A 15,415-nucleotide genomic window follows, 5' to 3' on the forward strand; every position below is an offset into this window, starting at 1 on the left:
AGTCGCTGCCGGGCCGCGCGCTACGCTCGCCCTTGTCGTCCCGGCGCCCGCCCCGCCGCACCCGTCCCCGCAGGAGGCCCGCCCTGGATCCCCGCCGTCAGCGCGCGATCGCCTTCCTCGTCGCGGGCTGCTTCTTCATGGAGAACCTCGACGCGACGATCGTCACCACCGCGGCGCCCGCGATCGGCGCCGACCTGGGCGTCGACTCCGCCGCCGTCGCGATCACCGTCACCGCGTTCCTGCTGACCGTCGCGGTGCTGATCCCCGCCTCCGGCTGGCTGAGCGAGCGCTTCGGCGTGCGCCGGGTCTTCACGACCGCGATCGCGGTGTTCACGCTCGCCTCGCTGCTCTGCGCGCTCAGCCCGACCCTGCCGCTGCTCGTGACGGCCCGCGTGCTGCAGGGCGTCGGCGGCGCGCTGATGGTGCCCGTCGGCCGGCTCGCGGTGCTGCGCGTCACGCCGCGGGAGGGGATCATCCGCGCCATCGCGATCCTGGTCTGGCCGGGGCTGGTCGCGCCGATCCTCGCGCCCTTCGTCGGCGGGCTGCTGACGACCTACGCCTCGTGGCACTGGATCTTCCTGATCAACCTGCCGCTGGGCGTCGTCGCCTTCGTGATTGCGCGGCGGATCATCCCGGCCGGCGTCGAGGCCGCACCGCCTCCGCTGGACGTCGTCGGCCTGCTCCTGGTCGCGGTCGGACTCGGCGCGCTGGTCGGCGCGACCGGCTTCGTGACCGGCAGCGGCTCGGACACCGTCGCGCTCGGCCTGGCCGTGACCGGCGCGCTCGTCACCGCCGTCGCGGTGCGGCACCTGCGCCGCACGCCGCACCCGCTGGTGCCGCTGGACGCGTTCCGCTTCTCCACGTTCCGGGTGGCGAACGCGAGCGGCTCGCTCTACCGGGCGACGATCAACGCGGTGCCGTTCCTGCTGCCGCTGCTCTTCCAGGACGCCTTCGGCTGGAACGCGGTGCAGGCCGGCTCGATCGTGCTCGCGCTCTTCGTCGGCAATCTGGCGATCAAGCCGGCGACGACCTGGCTCCTGCACACGGTGGGCTTCCGCGGGGTGCTCGTCGCGGCGAACGTCGTCGGCATCGCCTGCATGGTCGCGATGGCGTTCCTCGATCCGGACGTGCCGATCCCGGCGATCGTGGCGCTGCTGGTGCTCAGCGGGGTCGCGCGCTCGGCCGGCTTCACCGCCTACAACACGGTCACCTTCGCCGAGGTGGCGCCCGAGGGGATGTCCGGCGCGAACACCCTCAGCGCGACGACCCAGCAGATCGCCGCGGGCTTCGGCGTCGCCGCCGGCGGCATCGCGCTGGCCGCGGGCTCCGCGTTCGGCCCGGGCCTCGTCCCCTACCGCTTCGCCTTCCTGACGCTCGCCGTCCTGACCCTCGTCCCCCTGATCGCCGCCGCCCGCCTCCCCCACGACTCCGGCAGCACCCTCACGCGCTGACCCTCCCCGCGAGATGCCACTTGTGCGCTCGTTCTGCGGCGTGTCGCGCTCATAAGTGGCATCTCGCGGAGGGGGATCAGAGGTGCAGGGTGTCAGAGGGTGAGGGCCAGGCCGTCGAGGATGTCGTGGGCGGTCGTCGTCACCGTCGTCACGGCGGGGGAGGCCTCCTGGACGGCGCGGAGGACCTCGGCCCAGACGGCGGCGCCGGCGCCGAGGACGTCCTCGCGGCCGGCGCGGACGTAGGGGAGGGCGGCGGTCTCGGCGGGGGAGAGCGCGGCGAGCTCGTCGCAGGCGGCGAGGACGTCGCGGATCGGCAGGGTCGCCTCGAGCGCATCGCGGTCGTAGGCCTCGAGGCGGAGGACGTGCGCGGTGACGGTCAGGACCGTCGCCGCGACGCCGACGACACTGCGCGCGGCCGAGAGGTCGACGGGGGAGGCGGCCAGTGCGCGGCGGACGTCGGCGCGGATCGCGGCCCGCTGCTCCTCGGCCGGCGCACCCCCGCCGACGCGGTGGCGCTCGGTGAGCCGGACGCTGCCGACGTCCATCGAGTGCGCCTGCTCCGGTTCCGCTCCGCCGAGCGGCACCGTCTTCTCGGCTCCACCGAGCACCAGCTCCGTCGAGCCGCCGCCGAGGTCCACGACCAGGACGGGCCGGGGCGCGTCGACGGCCGAGAGCGCGCCCCGGAAGGAGAGGGCCGCCTCCTCCTCGCCGCTGATCGTCTCGGGGCGGACGCCGATGATCCGCTCGACCGCGCCGAGGAAGTCCTCGCGGTCGGCCGCGTCGCGGGTGGCGGAGGTGGCGACGAAGCGGACGCGCTCGGCGCCGGCCTCGCGGACCAGCTCCGCGTACTCGCGGATCACGGCGAGGGTCCGCTCGAGCGCTTCCGGGTCGAAGCGGCCGGTGCGGTCCACGCCGTGGCCGAGCCGGACGAGCTCGGTGCGGCGGAGGACGTCGACGAGGCGGCCGTCCTCGACGTCCGCGATCAGGAGCCGGAGGGAGTTGGTGCCGCAGTCGAACGCGGCCACGCGGGTGGCGGTCATGCCGACAGTCTGCCCGGCGGCCCCGCCGCTAGATTGGCAGGGACGAGCCGAAGGAGCCCCCGTGCACGAACACCACGTCCGCGTCCACCGCAGCGACGAGGACCTCCCGCGCCACGGGCAGCTCGCGCACGCCCTGGCCGAGGTCGCCGCCGATCCCGTCGAGGTCGAGGCCGAGGTCGCCGAGATGGTCGTCAACCGCGTCATCGACAATGCGGCCGTCGCCGCCGCGTCGCTGGTGCGCCGCCCCGTCGTCGCCGCGCGCTCGCAGGCGCTGGCCCACCCCGCCTCCATCGGCGGCGAGGGCGCGACGGTGTTCGGCGTCGACCCGGGCCGCCGCGTCTCGCCCGAGTGGGCCGCCTGGGCGAACGGCGTCGCGGTCCGCGAGCTCGACTACCACGACACCTTCCTCGCGGCCGAGTACTCGCACCCCGGCGACAACATCCCGCCGCTGGTCGCCGTCGCCCAGCACGCGGGCATCGACGGCGCCCGGCTGGTCCGCGGCATCGTCACCGGCTACGAGATCCAGGTCGACCTCGTCCGCGCGATCAGCCTGCACCGGCACAAGATCGACCACGTCGCGCACCTCGGCCCCTCGGCCGCGGCCGGACTCGGCACGATGCTCGGCCTCGACGTCGCCGTGATCGAGCAGGCGATCGCCCAGGCGCTGCACACCACCACCGCGACCCGGCAGTCGCGCAAGGGCGAGATCTCGAGCTGGAAGGCGTACGCCCCCGCCTTCGCCGGCAAGGCGGCGATCGAGGCCGTCGACCGGGCGATGCGCGGCGAGACCAGCCCGTCGCCGATCTACGAGGGCGAGGACGGCGTGATCGCCTGGCTGCTCGACGGCCCCGACGCCTCCTACGACGTACCGCTGCCCGACGCGGGCGAGGCCAAGCGGGCGATCCTCGACACCTACACGAAGGAGCACTCGGCCGAGTACCAGGCGCAGGCGCTGATCGACCTGGCCCGCCGCCTGCACCACGCGCACCCCGAGGCCGCCGATCCCGAGCGCGTCGAGCGGATCGTCCTGCACACCTCGCACCACACCCACTACGTGATCGGCTCCGGCGCGAACGACCCGCAGAAGTACGACCCGACGGCGTCCCGCGAGACGCTGGACCACTCCGTGCCGTACATCTTCGCGGTCGCGCTGCAGGACGGCGCCTGGCACCACGAGCGCAGCTACGCCCCCGAGCGCGCCGCCCGCCCCGACACCGTCGCGCTCTGGCAGCGCACGACGACGGAGGAGGACGCGGAGTGGACCCGCCGCTACCACTCGACCGACCCGGCCGAGAAGGCGTTCGGCGCGCGCGTCGAGATCCTGCTCACCGACGGCACGACGATCGTGGACGAGATCGCGGTGGCGGACGCGCACCCGCTCGGCGCGCACCCGTTCACCCGCGAGCAGTACGTCGCGAAGTTCCGCACCCTCGCCGCCGACTTGCTCGAGGAGGCGGAGGTCGAGCGCTTCCTCGACCTCGCGCAGCGCCTGCCCGAGCTGACGGCCGACGAGGTCGCCCGCCTGACGATCGTGGCGGCCCCCGGCGTCCTCGCCTCGGTGGAGTCGCCGCGCGGGCTGTTCTAGCGGCGGCGGATCTCGATACGCCCGCTGCGCGGGCTACTCGATCAGCATGAGGGGCCGCGCTCGTCGAGAGACGCTGCGGCGCGCGCGCATGCTGGTCGAGTAGCCCCGGAGGGGCGTATCGAGACCCGGCGTCGTCAGCGGGGCTGGTCTGCAGACTCGCGTTCTGACGGTGGTGGATCTCGATACGCCCGCTGCGCGGGCTACTCGATCAGCATGAAGGCCAGCAGACCGCGCTGGTCGGTCAGCTGGGATGCCAGCACCGCGCTCGTCGGTCCACGGCCGCGCGTCAGTCGAGCTGCTCGGCCACCCAGTCCTGGAGCTCCTCGATGAAGCGGGAGCGGGAGAAGACGCCGGCGCGCTCGCGGAAGCAGGCCGGGTCGAGGTCGGTGGCGCGCTGCAGCAGGTCGTTCCAGTCGGCGCGCCCCTCGAGGTCGCCGGTCACGCCGCCGCCGGCGAGCGCGACGCTCTCCCGGACGCCGCCGATGTCGGTGCCGATGACCGGGGTGCCGCAGGCCATCGCCTCGACGGGCATGATCCCGAAGTCCTCGACGGCCGGGAAGACGTAGACGAGCGCCTGGGCGTAGAGCGCGCGGATCAGCTCGTCCGACGGCGAGATCACGAACGTCACGTCGGCGGCGATCTCCGCGGCGTAGGCGCGCAGCCGCGCCTCCCACGGCCCGTGGCCGGCGATGACGACGGGGAGCCCGGTCCGCACGCCCGCGTCCATCACCTTCTCCAGCCGCTTGTACGGCACGAAGCGGGACGCCCCGAGGAGGTACGGCCGGGAGAGGGAGTCGAGGATCCGCAGCTCGTCGTCGTTCAGCGGGGCTCGCCAGTCGGTGATCGCCTGGAGGACCTCGGTGTTCACCGGCGGGTAGATGACGCGCGACGGCCGGTGCCAGGCGTCGGCGACCCGCTCGCCGGTGAAGCGGCTGTTGACCGCGATCGAGGTCGCCTCGCCGGCCCGGTGCCGGTCGATCGGCTTCAGCAGCATGCTGGCGGCGCGGGCCGACCGGCTGCTGCCGCGGCCGTCGCGGTCGGGCTCCCAGATGTACCGGGCCGGGGTGTGCGCGTAGACGAGCTTCTTCGTCGGCGCGGTCGTCCGCACGTGGTGGGCGAAGAGGTGCGAGCTCACCAGCACCCACTCGTGCGCGGCGCCGAGCGGCAGGCGCCAGGTCGGCAGCATCGCCGGCAGGGCCAGGATCTTGTGGCGGCGCAGCGGAGTCCGCGCGAGCCACGACTCGGTGACGGGACGGCCGACCACCGCGTCCGCGTCGCTCCAGAGCACGCGGACGTCGGCGTCGGTGAAGGCCTCGGTCATCGCCTCGAGGACGCGCTCGGCTCCGCCGCGGCGCTCGACCCACTCGTGCACGATCAGGCCCGGACCGGTCGCCGCGCTCGCTCGCTGCCGATCGGTCACTTCGATGAAGGCAGTGATGATGGGCCCCGTTCCCCGTGATGAATGCTGATCTCACGTCAGCCCGTCGCCCCCGTCAGAGGGGTCACGATGCCTTGGAGGCTAATCGCCTGATATCGCCGGAGAAGAAGAAGACAGAGGAGCCGTCGCAGAATGACGGAGGTGATTCCTCTCTGTCATTCATCACGGCTCGATGAGCATTCGAAAGCTGTCGAGAATCGCCGGGCAATCGTCGGCGATCGCCTTTCCCGCCGATATCGGAGCGGCTGTCGGGAGGGTCAGCGGGCGAGCGTCCGGCCGGCCGTCTGCCGGTGCCACTGATCGCGCACGGCCTCGCCGATCGTCCTCGTCGCGGTCCAGTGCAGCTCGCGGGCGGCCTTGCCCGGGTCGGCCCAGCTCGCGGCCACGTCGCCGGGCCGGCGGGCGGCGGTGCGCCGGCGGACGACGGCGCCGCTCTCGGCCTCGAACGCGGCGATCAGCTCCAGGACGCTGGTCGGCGTCCCCGTGCCCAGGTTGTAGACCGCGTGGCCGGCGGCCGCGTGCTCGAGCGCGGCGACGTGCCCGGCCGCGAGATCGGCGACGTGGATGTAGTCGCGCAGGCCCGATCCGTCCGGCGTCTCGTAGTCGTCGCCGAACACGTCGACCGCCCGCTCCGGGTCGGCCGCCGCGCGCGAGACCAGCGGCATCAGCCCGCTCGCCGCCGCGTCCGGGTCCTCGCCGAGCAGCCCGGACGGGTGCGCCCCGACCGGGTTGAAGTAGCGCAGGCTGACGGCGCGCAGGCCGGGATCGGCGCGGGCGAGGTCGGTGAGGATCTCCTCGATCACCCGCTTGGTCTTGCCGTACGGGTTGGCCAGGTCGAGCCCGGTCGGCGCCTCCTCCGCGAGCGGCATCGGCCCGTCGCCGCGGTAGACCGCGGCCGAGCTGGAGAAGACGATCGTGCGGATATCGGCGGCCGCGGCGACCGAGAAGGCGGCCATCGCCAGCCCCAGGTTGACGGCGTAGTACTCCAGCGGCCGGGCGACCGAGTCGCCCACCGCCTTGAGCCCGGCGAGCAGCACCAGGGCGTCGACGGGGTCGTGCTCGCGGACGAAGCGAGCGACCCGCTCCTCGTCCCTCGCGTCGGCGACCAGCAGCGGAACGCGCGCTCCGGTCAGCGTCTGGACGGCCTCGACGGTCCCGGCGCTCGAGTGGGACAGGTCGTCGACGACGAGGACCTCGTGCCCGCCGTCCAGGAGCGCGACGGCGGTGTGGCTGCCGATGTAGCCCGCCCCGCCGATCAACAGCACTCGCATGCGCGCCACCTAAGCACCTCGGGCGCGCTGCCGCTCGCCCCGCGGGTCAGCGCCGGGCGGCCCGCCGGTAGCCGGCGATCGCGGCCGATTCGACCGCGACCGCGACCAGCTTCCGGCCGATCGCCCGCGGAACGGCGGGCAGGACGGCGTCGATCCCGCCGGCGAGGCGGGCGAGCCGCTCCTCGGTCTCGACGCGGGCGAGCGCGCCGACCGCGCGGTCCCAGACTCCGGCGGGCGGGGCCGGCGGGCGCACCTCCTCCGGGTGCAGCCGCTCGAAGGTGCGCCGCGCCGCGCCGGAGAGGAACGCGCGACGACTGCGGATCGCGGTGCTCGTCGAGGCTCCGTGGTGCAGGGCCTCGGCGCCCGGCACGAGCCGCACGGGCAGGCCGAGCCGGTGCAGGCGGTAGCCCCAGTCGACGTCCTCCCAGCCGTACTCGCGGTACTCGGTGCCGTAGTCGCCGACCCGGTCGAAGACGGCGCGGGTCACCGAGACGTTGCCGCCCCAGAGCCGCCAGGCGCTCTCCGGGGGAGCGGCCGCCGCGTGCGCGCGGAAGCGGGCGTCGGCGTCGCGGCCGTAGGCGCGGGCGTAGGCCGAGTCGGGGTAGGCGTTGGGGCAGAGGCCGACGACGCCGACCGGATCGCCCGCGTGCGCGGCGACGTGCGCGGCGGCCCAGCCCGGCGGCGGCTCGAGGTCGTCGTCGCAGCGGATCAGCACCGCGCCGGTCGCCGCCGCGAAGCCGGCGTTCAGGGCGGCCGAGCGCCCGCGGTTCTCCGGCAGCACGACCCGGCGGACGGGGAAGCCGTCGAGCACGCGCTCGCTGCCGTCGACGACGCCGTCGAGGACGACGACGACCTCGAGCTCGGCGTGCGACTGCGCGGCGAGGGCGGTGAGCAGGCGGGGCAGCCGGTCGGCGCCCGCGTAGCTGGGGACGATCACGCTCGCCCTCACCGCGCGGCCCCGTCGTCGGCGTCGCCGCCGTCGGAGCCCTCGACGAGCAGCAGCTGCTCCATCTCGGCGAGCATCGCGGCGAGGTCGTCCTCGATCTCCGCCGCCGCGGCGGTATGCAGCTCGGCGAGACGGGAGGCGAGGACGGCGAAGTCCTGCGGGTCGTCGCCGAGCTCCCGCCAGGTCTCCGCGACGCTCGCCCGCAGGGCGGCGGGACCGCCCAGCGGCGAGGTGCCGAGGGGGAGCACCAGGACGCGCTCGCCGTCGTCGACGAAAGCGGTGTCGGGATGCCGGCGCCAGCGTCGCGCGCGGGGATCGGCTGGCAGCATCCGCTTCTCCTCTTTCCGCAGCCGATATCGGAATACGACTCGGAGAGACGATTCTCTCCGATCCTCCGTCACCGCGCATCAGCGCCAGGAGGAGTAGAAATCCGCCAGAGGCTCTCTCCCCGGAATTCCTTCGCTACATTCGCCACCGACACCACCACGAGGGTGATCTGTCGAGCATCCCGGGAAAGGGCCGCACATGACGGAGTCTCATCCGCTCGAATCCTCCGGGATCAGCGAGAAGAAGACCAGGAAGCCCGGGAGCAACGGCCTCGGGGTCACGCGACGCACGGTCGTCGCGGGTGCCGCCTGGTCGGTGCCGGCGATCATGGTCGCGCAGTCCGCCTCCGCGGCCTCGGTCAGCTGCTACCCCGTCGGGACGCTGTTCCGGGCGCAGGCGCGCGGCATCCTGCTGAGCGGATTCCTCGGCGGGGTGAACCTCGACAACGTCGCCACCCTGCAGGGCGAGCGCGCGCTCGTGCCCGACCAGAGCACGCCCACCTCCACGCGGTTCGGGACGACGAGCGTCGCGGCGCTGAACACGCTGCAGATCAACGCGACCGGCCTGACCGGCGCCCTCTCGACGCTGCTCTCGGTCGCCGCGCCCAGCGGTGTCGGCGTCCTCGACCAGTACGCCTTCGCGAACATCGACGGCAACAGCCGCGGAGCGGCGGGAGCGGTCGACAATCAGGGGCAGCTCGAGCTCAATCCGGCGTCGGCGACGTTCCCCGACTTCGCCACCCTCGACCTGCGGCGGATCCTCACCGGCATCGGCGGCACGCTCGCCTCGAACCTCGTCGGGCAGGTCACTGACCTCCGGCTGCAGATCGGCGCCGTCACCGGCCGCGCCGCGATCCAGTCGGCCTGCGTGCCGAGCACGCTCAACATCCAGCGCGACTACCAGGTGACGCGGCTGAACCTGGTGCTGGCGTCACCGGTGCTCGCGTCGATCGTGGCCGCGGTCACGGCGACGCTCGGCCTGGTGTCCGCGCTGTCGCTGCCGATCCTCCCGATCACGGTGAACAGCACGGCGATCTTCGCCGGCAACATCCCCGGCGGCGCCCAGCCGATCCAGGCGCAGCTCGGCGTCACGCCGGCCACGATCACCGTCGACCTCCTGTCGCTGCTGGGCCCCGCGCCGGGCCAGCCCGGCAACACGCCGTTCGGCACCTACTCGGCCTACTTCAACAGCCTGCCGCCGAACTCGACGCTGTTCGTCGACAACAACCTCGCGCTTCCGGCCGCCGCGATCAACACCTTCACGACCGCGCTGGTCAGCACGCTGACGACCCGGCTCCAGGCGAACATCCTGGTCAACGGCGTTCCGCTCTCCGCGGCGACCGGGGCCGTCGTGGCCACGATCAACGGCCTGCTGAACACGCTGCTCAACACGACGCTCACGCCGCTGATCGCCTCGGTGCAGTCGGCCCTGCTGACCCCGCTGTTCTCCGCGCTCACGACGCTGATCAACATCGACGTCAACGCGCAGAACCGCTCGACCAACCCGCCCGGGCCGGCCGCCTGGGACAGCCTGCCGGCCCGCCGGTTCGACGTCGCCGCGCTGTACATCCGGGCGCTGGGCGTGGTGAACCTGCTCGACCTGTTCCTCGCTCGAGGCTCGGTCGGCGAGAACACCCCGCAGCCCTGAGCCCTCGGGCTCCGAGCCGGCGGCTCGGAGCCCCTTCAGTCCTGATCGGGTGGTTCTGATCGGGTGGTGCCGCCCGGTCTCATGCCCGGGGCGGGACCCGCTCGACGAGTCCGCGCTCGACCAGCTCGGCGAGCACCGCCCGGACGGCGTGGCGCGCGTCGCCGTCGGGCGGCGCGCCGTGCTCGGCGACGACGGCCGCCGTCAGCTCCTCGAGGCTCGCCGGCCGCTCCAGAGTGCGCCAGAGCGCCGGAGCGATGCCGGTCAGCGATTCGACGAGGCTCCCGCGCAGGCAGGAGACGACGCCGTCTCGCTCGATCCACTCCGTGCCGGCGTCGCGGCGGTAGCCGCCGGGAGCGCCCTCCGCGGACGCGGCGCGCTCCGGCTCCTCGACGACGACCGGCCCCTCGACGACGACCGCCGGCTCGCCGACGCCGTCCAGGAGCGGCAGCACCGACTCCGCCTCGCGGTAGCGGAGCCGCCGCACGCCGCCGATCGCGTCGACCAGCGCGGCGAGGTGGTGCAGTGCCGACGGCAGCTCGGCGAACCAGCTGAGCTCGGGCAGGAGCGCGCGCAGCGCCTCGTCGAAGCCGAGCTCCTCGAGCACCGGCGCGTCGGGTCCGTCGGCGTCGCGGGCGAGCAGCCAGAGCCCCGCGAGCCGCAGCGGCGCGTCCGGCAGCGGGAGCATCCCCGACGCGGCGGGGGAGCGGTGCCGCTTCCAGCCGGAGCCGCCTGCGTGCAGGGCGATCGGCTTCCGGAACGGCAGGACCGTCCCGTCGCGGCGGACGGCGGCCGTCTCGTCGGTGAGGTAGCCGAAGCGGCGGCCGGCCAGGCTGATCAGCGTCGACTTGCCCGCGCCGGGGCGGCCGGTGAACGCGACGACCCGCCCGTCGGGGAGGGCCAGGGCGGACGCGTGGATGCTGAGCAGCCGCCCGCGGCAGGCGTCGACGGCGGCGACGGTCAGCGCCGCGCCGAGGTGCTCCGCGAGCGCCTCCTCGGTCGGCTGGGCGATGACGCCCGCGACGCCCTCGGGCTCGGTCAGGGAGACCCGGTGCGCGGAGCCCGGGCGTTCCGCGACGTCGGTCACGTCACTCCACGACTCCTGGAACCTCGCGATCAGGGCCTCGGGAACGGTGTCGTCGAAGCTCAGGCGCACGCCGAGACCGAACGGCGCGATCGTGAGATCCCGGGTCATGCGGGGGTCCGATCCGCGCCGTGGTCGGCCTGCCGGAGGAGTCGCCAGGCCTCGGGAGCGGTGCGGACACCGCGGCGGAAGCGGCGCCACCAGCCCGCCACGGCGTCGCGGCGGCGCGGTCCGATGCTCGGGTCGGCGGCGCGCAGGGCGGAGCCGGAGGGGAAGAGGGCGCGGCGCAGGAGTGCCGGCCGGCGTGCGGCGGGGGCGGCGCGCAGGGCCTCCACCCAGCCGGCCGCGGCGTGCCGCGAGAGGGCGCCGAGCCGCCAGGCGCGCAGCTGATCGGCCGGGGCCTCGCCCGCCCGGGCCGGGACGCCGAGCGCGTGCAGGAACGGCGCGGCGGTCGGCACGGCGCCGAGCGACTCGGCCGCGTCGCGCAGCGGGGCGTGCAGGGCGGGGCGCGCGGCGACCGCGTCGACGAGGAGCTCGTAGTCGGAGGGCCCGGTCCGCCGCGGATCGGTGATCTGCCAGGCGTCGCGGAGCGAGTGCAGCGCCAGGATCAGGGCCATGTCGGCGACGCCGACCGTCGCCACCGGACGGCCCGCGATCTCGACCGTGCGCCGGCGGCTCCAGAGGCTCTCGAACGCCTCCGCCGCGGGTGCCAGGAACCCGGGCCAGCGCCAGTGCACGTCGATGTCGACCGGCCAGTCCGGGTGCCGGTAGCTGCGGGAGTGCTTCTGGGCGAGCGTCGGCGCGTCGGGCCAGGGGCGCTCGGTCCAGCCGTCGCCCGCGAGCAGCGCGACCAGCCGGGGCGCGTCCTCCGGCGGCACGAGCACGTCCACGTCGCCCGAGGCGCGGGGCGGTCGGAGCCCGTCCGCGTCGGCGATCGGGCCCTTGAGCGCCAGCGCGCGCAGCCCGGCCGTCTCGGCCCGCCGGTGCACGAACGCCGTCAGCAGCGGGACCGCCTCCTCGGCGAAGAGAACGGTCACGAGCTCCATCCGGCCAGTATCCCAGTCGCCCTCCTCGCGCGCCCGGTCGTCCTACCGTGGGGAGCAGTCGGGCCCGGAGTGGTCGCGGATCGAGCGGGGAGTGGCGGATGACGGAGGCTCGCGGACGCGCCGGCGGGGGGCTGTGGAGCGAGGGGGTGGTCCTCGCCACCAACAACGGCGACATCGGCGGCGGCGAGGTGATGCTGCTGAGCATCGCCGCGGCCCTCGAGGAGCAGGGCGTCGCGGTGACCGTCGTCGGGCCGTCGGAGCCGGGCCGCCTCGTCGCCGCGGCCCGCGCGGCCGGCCACCCGGTCGTCGAGCTCGAGGCCTCCGGCCGGCGCGCGTGGATGCGCGCTCTGCGGCGCTGGGACGCGTCGTCCCGCCGGGGCGTGCTCTGGTGCAACGGGCTGGTGCCGGCGGCGGCGACGGCCGGGCGTCCGCGACGGCTCGTGCACCTGCACCAGCGCCCGTCCGGCCTGCAGCGCGCGCTCGTGCCGCTCGCCCGGGCGGGGGCGCTGGCGACGCTGGTGCCGTCGCGGTACCTGGCGGACCTCGTCCGCGGCGCCACCGTGCTGCCGAACTGGTGCGCGCCCGTCCTGCCGGCGGCGCGGCACGAGCGCGGGGACGGCCCGGTCGTGCTCGGCTTCCTCGGTCGTCCCTCCGTCGCCAAGGGCGTCCGGGTGCTCGCGGCGGCGCTCGCGCGGCTCGACGCGGCTGAGCCCGGGGCGTACCGGCTGCTCCTGGCCGGCGAGCCGCGCTTCGTCTCGGAGCGGGAGCGCCGCGAGGTCGAGTCGGCTCTCGTCCCGGTCGCCGCGCTGGTGGAGAGGCCGGGCTGGCTGGCCCCGGCGGACTTCTTCGCCCGGGTCGATCTCGTCGTGGTGCCCTCGATCGAGCCGGAGTCCTTCGGACTGGTCGCGGCGGAGGCGATGTCCGCGCGGACACCGGTGCTGGTGAGCGACGCCGGAGCGCTTCCCGAGGTCGTCGGTCCGTCGATCAGCGCCATCTCCCCGGCGGATGACGCCGATGCTCTGGCCGCCGCTATCGCCATTGCCGTCGCCGCCTCGACGAGAGGAGAGGGAGAGGGCGAGACGGGGGAGAAGTGGCGGAGATGGAGAGATCACTTCTCGCCCGCCGCGGGAGCGGATCGAATGGCGCTGCTTCTGCGATCTCTCGAGGAAAGGGAATCGGAACGATGAGTCCTGGGATATCCGCTGAAGACGCATTCACGGAGGATCGGGATGTCCGGCCGCTCCGGATCCTCGGGCTCTTCCTCAAGCATTCGACGATCCTCGCCCGACCCGGCGAGCCCTTTCTCCGCGGACGTCTCCCCTATCGCGCGGATCTCCTCCGGGACGAGAGCACCCGGCTCCTCGCGAGAGGCCACGCGGTGCATCCCGCCCACGTGAAGCTCCGCGACGTGCTGGAGCACCGCACCGGCCTGGCGCTCGACACCCAGCTGCGCTCGCTGCGGGCCGTCGCCTCGGCCGACGTGGTGCTCGCCGTGCTGGAGCCGGAGGCCGAGTTCCCGGCGCTGCTGCGCCGCGCCGGGATCCCGCCGTACGCGCGGACGCCGCTCGTCGCGCTTTCCTGCTGGTGGGCGGAGGAGCTGCTGACCGGCGCTCCCGAGCGCCGTCGCCGGGTGCTCCGGGCGCTCGGGGGCGTCGACCGGATCCTCGTGCTCAGCGCGAATCAGCGAGAGGTCTTCGCCCGGCACGGGGTGGACGAGCGGAAGGTGGTCCCCGTCGGCTTCGGGGTCGACGCCGACTACTACACACCCGGCCCGGGGCGGCCGAAGCGCTTCGAGGTGCTCGCCGCCGGGGTCGACCGAGGGCGCGACTTCGGCACGCTCGTCGCCGCGGCCGCGCTGCTGCCGCACCGGCGCTTCGACGTCTTCACCACGCCGCAGCGGCTCGCGGGCGGGTCGCTGCCGGCGAACGTCGTGCTGCACGCCCCCGTGCCCGTCGCGGAGCACCGCGAGAACCTGCGCGACGCCGAGCTCGTGGTCGTGCCCACCCACGAGCTCGCGTACCCGACCGGGCAGAGCGTGCTGCTCGAGGCCGCCGGCTGCGGAACCGCCGCGGCGGTCACGAGGAGCGCCGCGATGGCGGGCTACCTCGAGGACGGCGTCACGGCGTTCGGCCTGCCGATGCACGATCCGGCGGGGGTCGCGGCGGCCGTCGAGGCGGCGCTCGGCGATCCCGCCGGCCGCGCCGAGGTCGCGCGGGCGGGGCGCGCCCGGGTGCTCGCCGATGCGAACGCCGTGCGGATGTGGGCCGACGTCCGGGCCGTGCTCCGCGAGGTCGCGGGGCGCTAGCTGCGGGGGCGCTCGGTCAGCGGGAGCTCGGTCCCGGGGAGCGCCGTCCCGGGGAATTCGGCTCCGGGGAGCGCGTCCGCGGCCGCCTCCGGCCGCCGCTCGGCCAGCAGCGCCAACCCGGCGCCGACGACGACGAACGACATCGGCGCGAAGAACACCTCGCCGAGCTGCGTCGCGCAGAGCAGCACCACGACGGTCGCCGCGCCGACCGCGTGCCGCGCGAACGTCTCGGGGCGCCGCGGCAGCAGCCCGAACCCCGCGACCGCGTAGATCGCGAGGACCCCGACGAGCAGCACGACGCCGCCCTCGGCGAGCAGCGCGAGGTAGGAGTTGTGGAAGAACCAGGCGATGCCGTCGACGTCGGCCGTCGCCGTCCCGAGGCCGCCGCCGCTCCACGGCGCGAGCGCGACGCGGTCGAAGGAGGCCTGCAGGATCCTCTCGCGGAGCGCGTCGGAGCCGGCCCGCTCGACGCCGTAGACGCCCGCGGTGGACAGGTTCGCCTCGGCCCAGACGAAGAGCGCCGCGATGCCGACGCCGGTGAGCGCCCGGAACGCGAGGCCCAGCCGCGGGGTCACCACGAGCCAGAGGATCCCGCAGGCGTAGGCGGCCATCGAGGTGCGCGAGTCGGTGGCGACGACGGCGAGGCCCGCGGCGGCGAGCACCGCGATCCGGAGCCACCGGCGCTGGAGGGTCGCCGCGAGGAGCAGGGCGGCGACACCGTAGTAGAGCCCGGCGACGTTCTTGTCCTGCAGATAGCCGGTGAGGGCGCCCTGGTAGGCGTCCGGGGCGACGCCGGCGGCGAAGAGCGCGGCGTTCAGGGTCAGGGCCACGCCGATGCCCTTGATCGCGGAGGCGACGTCGATCCGGCCGCTGGCGAGGAAGGCGGCCATCAGCATCAGCAGGCCGATGTTGCCCGCTCTCCGCTCGAGATCGAGTCCGTTCACCGCCGAGATCACGACGGCGAAGCCGAGGAGGCCGAGGCAGAGGAAGGGATACCAGGCGACGGCCCGGAGAGAGCGGGGAGGGCGGCGGAAGAGGCTGATCAGAAGAAGTCCGATAACCGCGGTCTGGGCGGCCGGAAATGATCCCGGAAGGAAAGGAACGGCGAGTCGATAGATGATCAGGCCCATCAGTGCCGCGTCGATGATCCGCGCCGAGTGTGCTATCGGGAACACCGCTGCGAGATCCGGGCGCTGCCGGACCCGGAGGCCGATTCCGCCCCCGGAGAGGTCCGCACTGTCCACGTCGTGGGTCATGCCGGAATCCTCGCAGAACATC

The 15,415-nt window shown here is 74.4% G+C and carries 13 protein-coding genes; 5 read left to right on the forward strand and 8 right to left on the reverse strand.

Annotated features, from left to right (window positions below):
• The first annotated feature begins 32 nt into the window (after positions 1-32).
• Entirely contained in the window at positions 33-1,451 is a 1,419-nt protein-coding gene (locus tag EDF22_RS00150; protein ID WP_260301781.1) for an MFS transporter, read from the forward strand.
• A 92-nt stretch (positions 1,452-1,543) separates the two neighbouring features.
• Here EDF22_RS00150 and EDF22_RS00155 read toward each other — a convergent pair whose 3' ends face one another.
• The gene (locus tag EDF22_RS00155; protein WP_123701463.1) at positions 1,544-2,491 is read right to left on the reverse strand and encodes an exopolyphosphatase; all 948 of its coding nucleotides are present in this window, start codon (positions 2,489-2,491) and stop codon (positions 1,544-1,546) included.
• A 61-nt stretch (positions 2,492-2,552) separates the two neighbouring features.
• Here EDF22_RS00155 and EDF22_RS00160 point away from each other — a divergent pair, with 61 nt between their 5' ends.
• Complete coding sequence (locus EDF22_RS00160) at positions 2,553-4,076, forward strand: MmgE/PrpD family protein (protein ID WP_260301784.1); 1,524 nt, start codon at positions 2,553-2,555, stop codon at positions 4,074-4,076.
• A gap of 286 nt (positions 4,077-4,362) precedes the next feature.
• Here the strand turns inward: EDF22_RS00160 and EDF22_RS00165 are convergent, their stop codons facing one another.
• The 4 genes from EDF22_RS00165 to EDF22_RS00180 all read right to left on the reverse strand — a co-directional run bounded on the left by EDF22_RS00165 (position 4,363) and on the right by EDF22_RS00180 (position 8,060).
• Positions 4,363-5,496 (reverse strand): glycosyltransferase, encoded by a 1,134-nt coding sequence (locus tag EDF22_RS00165; RefSeq protein ID WP_123701465.1) that lies wholly within the window; start codon positions 5,494-5,496, stop codon positions 4,363-4,365.
• A 275-nt stretch (positions 5,497-5,771) separates the two neighbouring features.
• Positions 5,772-6,785, reverse strand: a complete 1,014-nt coding sequence (gene galE / locus EDF22_RS00170; protein WP_123704570.1) for a UDP-glucose 4-epimerase GalE — start codon at positions 6,783-6,785, stop codon at positions 5,772-5,774.
• Between the two features lie 46 nt (positions 6,786-6,831).
• The gene (locus EDF22_RS00175) at positions 6,832-7,722 is read right to left on the reverse strand and encodes a glycosyltransferase family 2 protein (RefSeq protein ID WP_185038624.1); all 891 of its coding nucleotides are present in this window, start codon (positions 7,720-7,722) and stop codon (positions 6,832-6,834) included.
• An 8-nt stretch (positions 7,723-7,730) separates the two neighbouring features.
• Positions 7,731-8,060, reverse strand: a complete 330-nt coding sequence (locus EDF22_RS00180) for a hypothetical protein (protein ID WP_123701469.1) — start codon at positions 8,058-8,060, stop codon at positions 7,731-7,733.
• A gap of 196 nt (positions 8,061-8,256) precedes the next feature.
• Between EDF22_RS00180 and EDF22_RS00185 the strand changes: the two genes are divergently transcribed.
• The gene (locus EDF22_RS00185; RefSeq protein WP_123701471.1) at positions 8,257-9,705 is read left to right on the forward strand and encodes a choice-of-anchor G family protein; all 1,449 of its coding nucleotides are present in this window, start codon (positions 8,257-8,259) and stop codon (positions 9,703-9,705) included.
• A gap of 79 nt (positions 9,706-9,784) precedes the next feature.
• Here the strand turns inward: EDF22_RS00185 and EDF22_RS00190 are convergent, their stop codons facing one another.
• On the reverse strand, positions 9,785-10,897 hold the full coding sequence (locus tag EDF22_RS00190) for a PqqD family protein (RefSeq protein ID WP_123701473.1): 1,113 nt from the start codon (positions 10,895-10,897) through the stop codon (positions 9,785-9,787).
• On the reverse strand, positions 10,894-11,832 hold the full coding sequence (locus EDF22_RS00195) for a nucleotidyltransferase family protein (RefSeq protein WP_123701475.1): 939 nt from the start codon (positions 11,830-11,832) through the stop codon (positions 10,894-10,896). The genes EDF22_RS00190 and EDF22_RS00195 overlap by 4 nt, the downstream gene beginning before the upstream one ends.
• Before the next feature lie 98 nt (positions 11,833-11,930).
• Here EDF22_RS00195 and EDF22_RS00200 point away from each other — a divergent pair, with 98 nt between their 5' ends.
• The gene (locus tag EDF22_RS00200; RefSeq protein WP_123701477.1) at positions 11,931-13,019 is read left to right on the forward strand and encodes a glycosyltransferase family 4 protein; all 1,089 of its coding nucleotides are present in this window, start codon (positions 11,931-11,933) and stop codon (positions 13,017-13,019) included.
• Between the two features lie 191 nt (positions 13,020-13,210).
• Positions 13,211-14,137 carry a glycosyltransferase gene (locus EDF22_RS00205; RefSeq protein WP_123701479.1) on the forward strand — a complete coding sequence of 309 codons (927 nt, stop codon included), beginning with the start codon at positions 13,211-13,213 and terminating at the stop codon, positions 14,135-14,137.
• Here the strand turns inward: EDF22_RS00205 and EDF22_RS00210 are convergent.
• Positions 14,134-15,393 carry an O-antigen ligase family protein gene (locus EDF22_RS00210; protein WP_123701480.1) on the reverse strand — a complete coding sequence of 420 codons (1,260 nt, stop codon included), beginning with the start codon at positions 15,391-15,393 and terminating at the stop codon, positions 14,134-14,136. The two genes, EDF22_RS00205 and EDF22_RS00210, sit on opposite strands and share 4 nt — an antisense overlap.
• Between the last annotated feature and the right edge of the window lie 22 nt (positions 15,394-15,415).

The organism is Rathayibacter sp. PhB127 (genome assembly GCF_003751665.1).
Classification (GTDB): Bacteria; Actinomycetota; Actinomycetes; order Actinomycetales; family Microbacteriaceae; genus Rathayibacter; species Rathayibacter festucae.

Bases quoted from the DNA above. Each gene is read 5' to 3' on its own strand.
- EDF22_RS00185 (WP_123701471.1), top strand. From the start codon at position 8,257: ATGACGGAGTCTCATCCGCTCGAATCCTCCGGGATCAGCGAGAAGAAG.
- EDF22_RS00200 (WP_123701477.1), top strand. From the start codon at position 11,931: ATGACGGAGGCTCGCGGACGCGCCGGCGGGGGGCTGTGGAGCGAGGGG.
- EDF22_RS00195 (WP_123701475.1), bottom strand. From the start codon at position 11,832: ATGGAGCTCGTGACCGTTCTCTTCGCCGAGGAGGCGGTCCCGCTGCTG.
- EDF22_RS00180 (WP_123701469.1), bottom strand. From the start codon at position 8,060: ATGCTGCCAGCCGATCCCCGCGCGCGACGCTGGCGCCGGCATCCCGAC.
- EDF22_RS00155 (WP_123701463.1), bottom strand. From the start codon at position 2,491: ATGACCGCCACCCGCGTGGCCGCGTTCGACTGCGGCACCAACTCCCTC.
- galE (WP_123704570.1), bottom strand. From the start codon at position 6,785: ATGCGAGTGCTGTTGATCGGCGGGGCGGGCTACATCGGCAGCCACACC.
- EDF22_RS00190 (WP_123701473.1), bottom strand. From the start codon at position 10,897: ATGACCCGGGATCTCACGATCGCGCCGTTCGGTCTCGGCGTGCGCCTG.
- EDF22_RS00210 (WP_123701480.1), bottom strand. From the start codon at position 15,393: ATGACCCACGACGTGGACAGTGCGGACCTCTCCGGGGGCGGAATCGGC.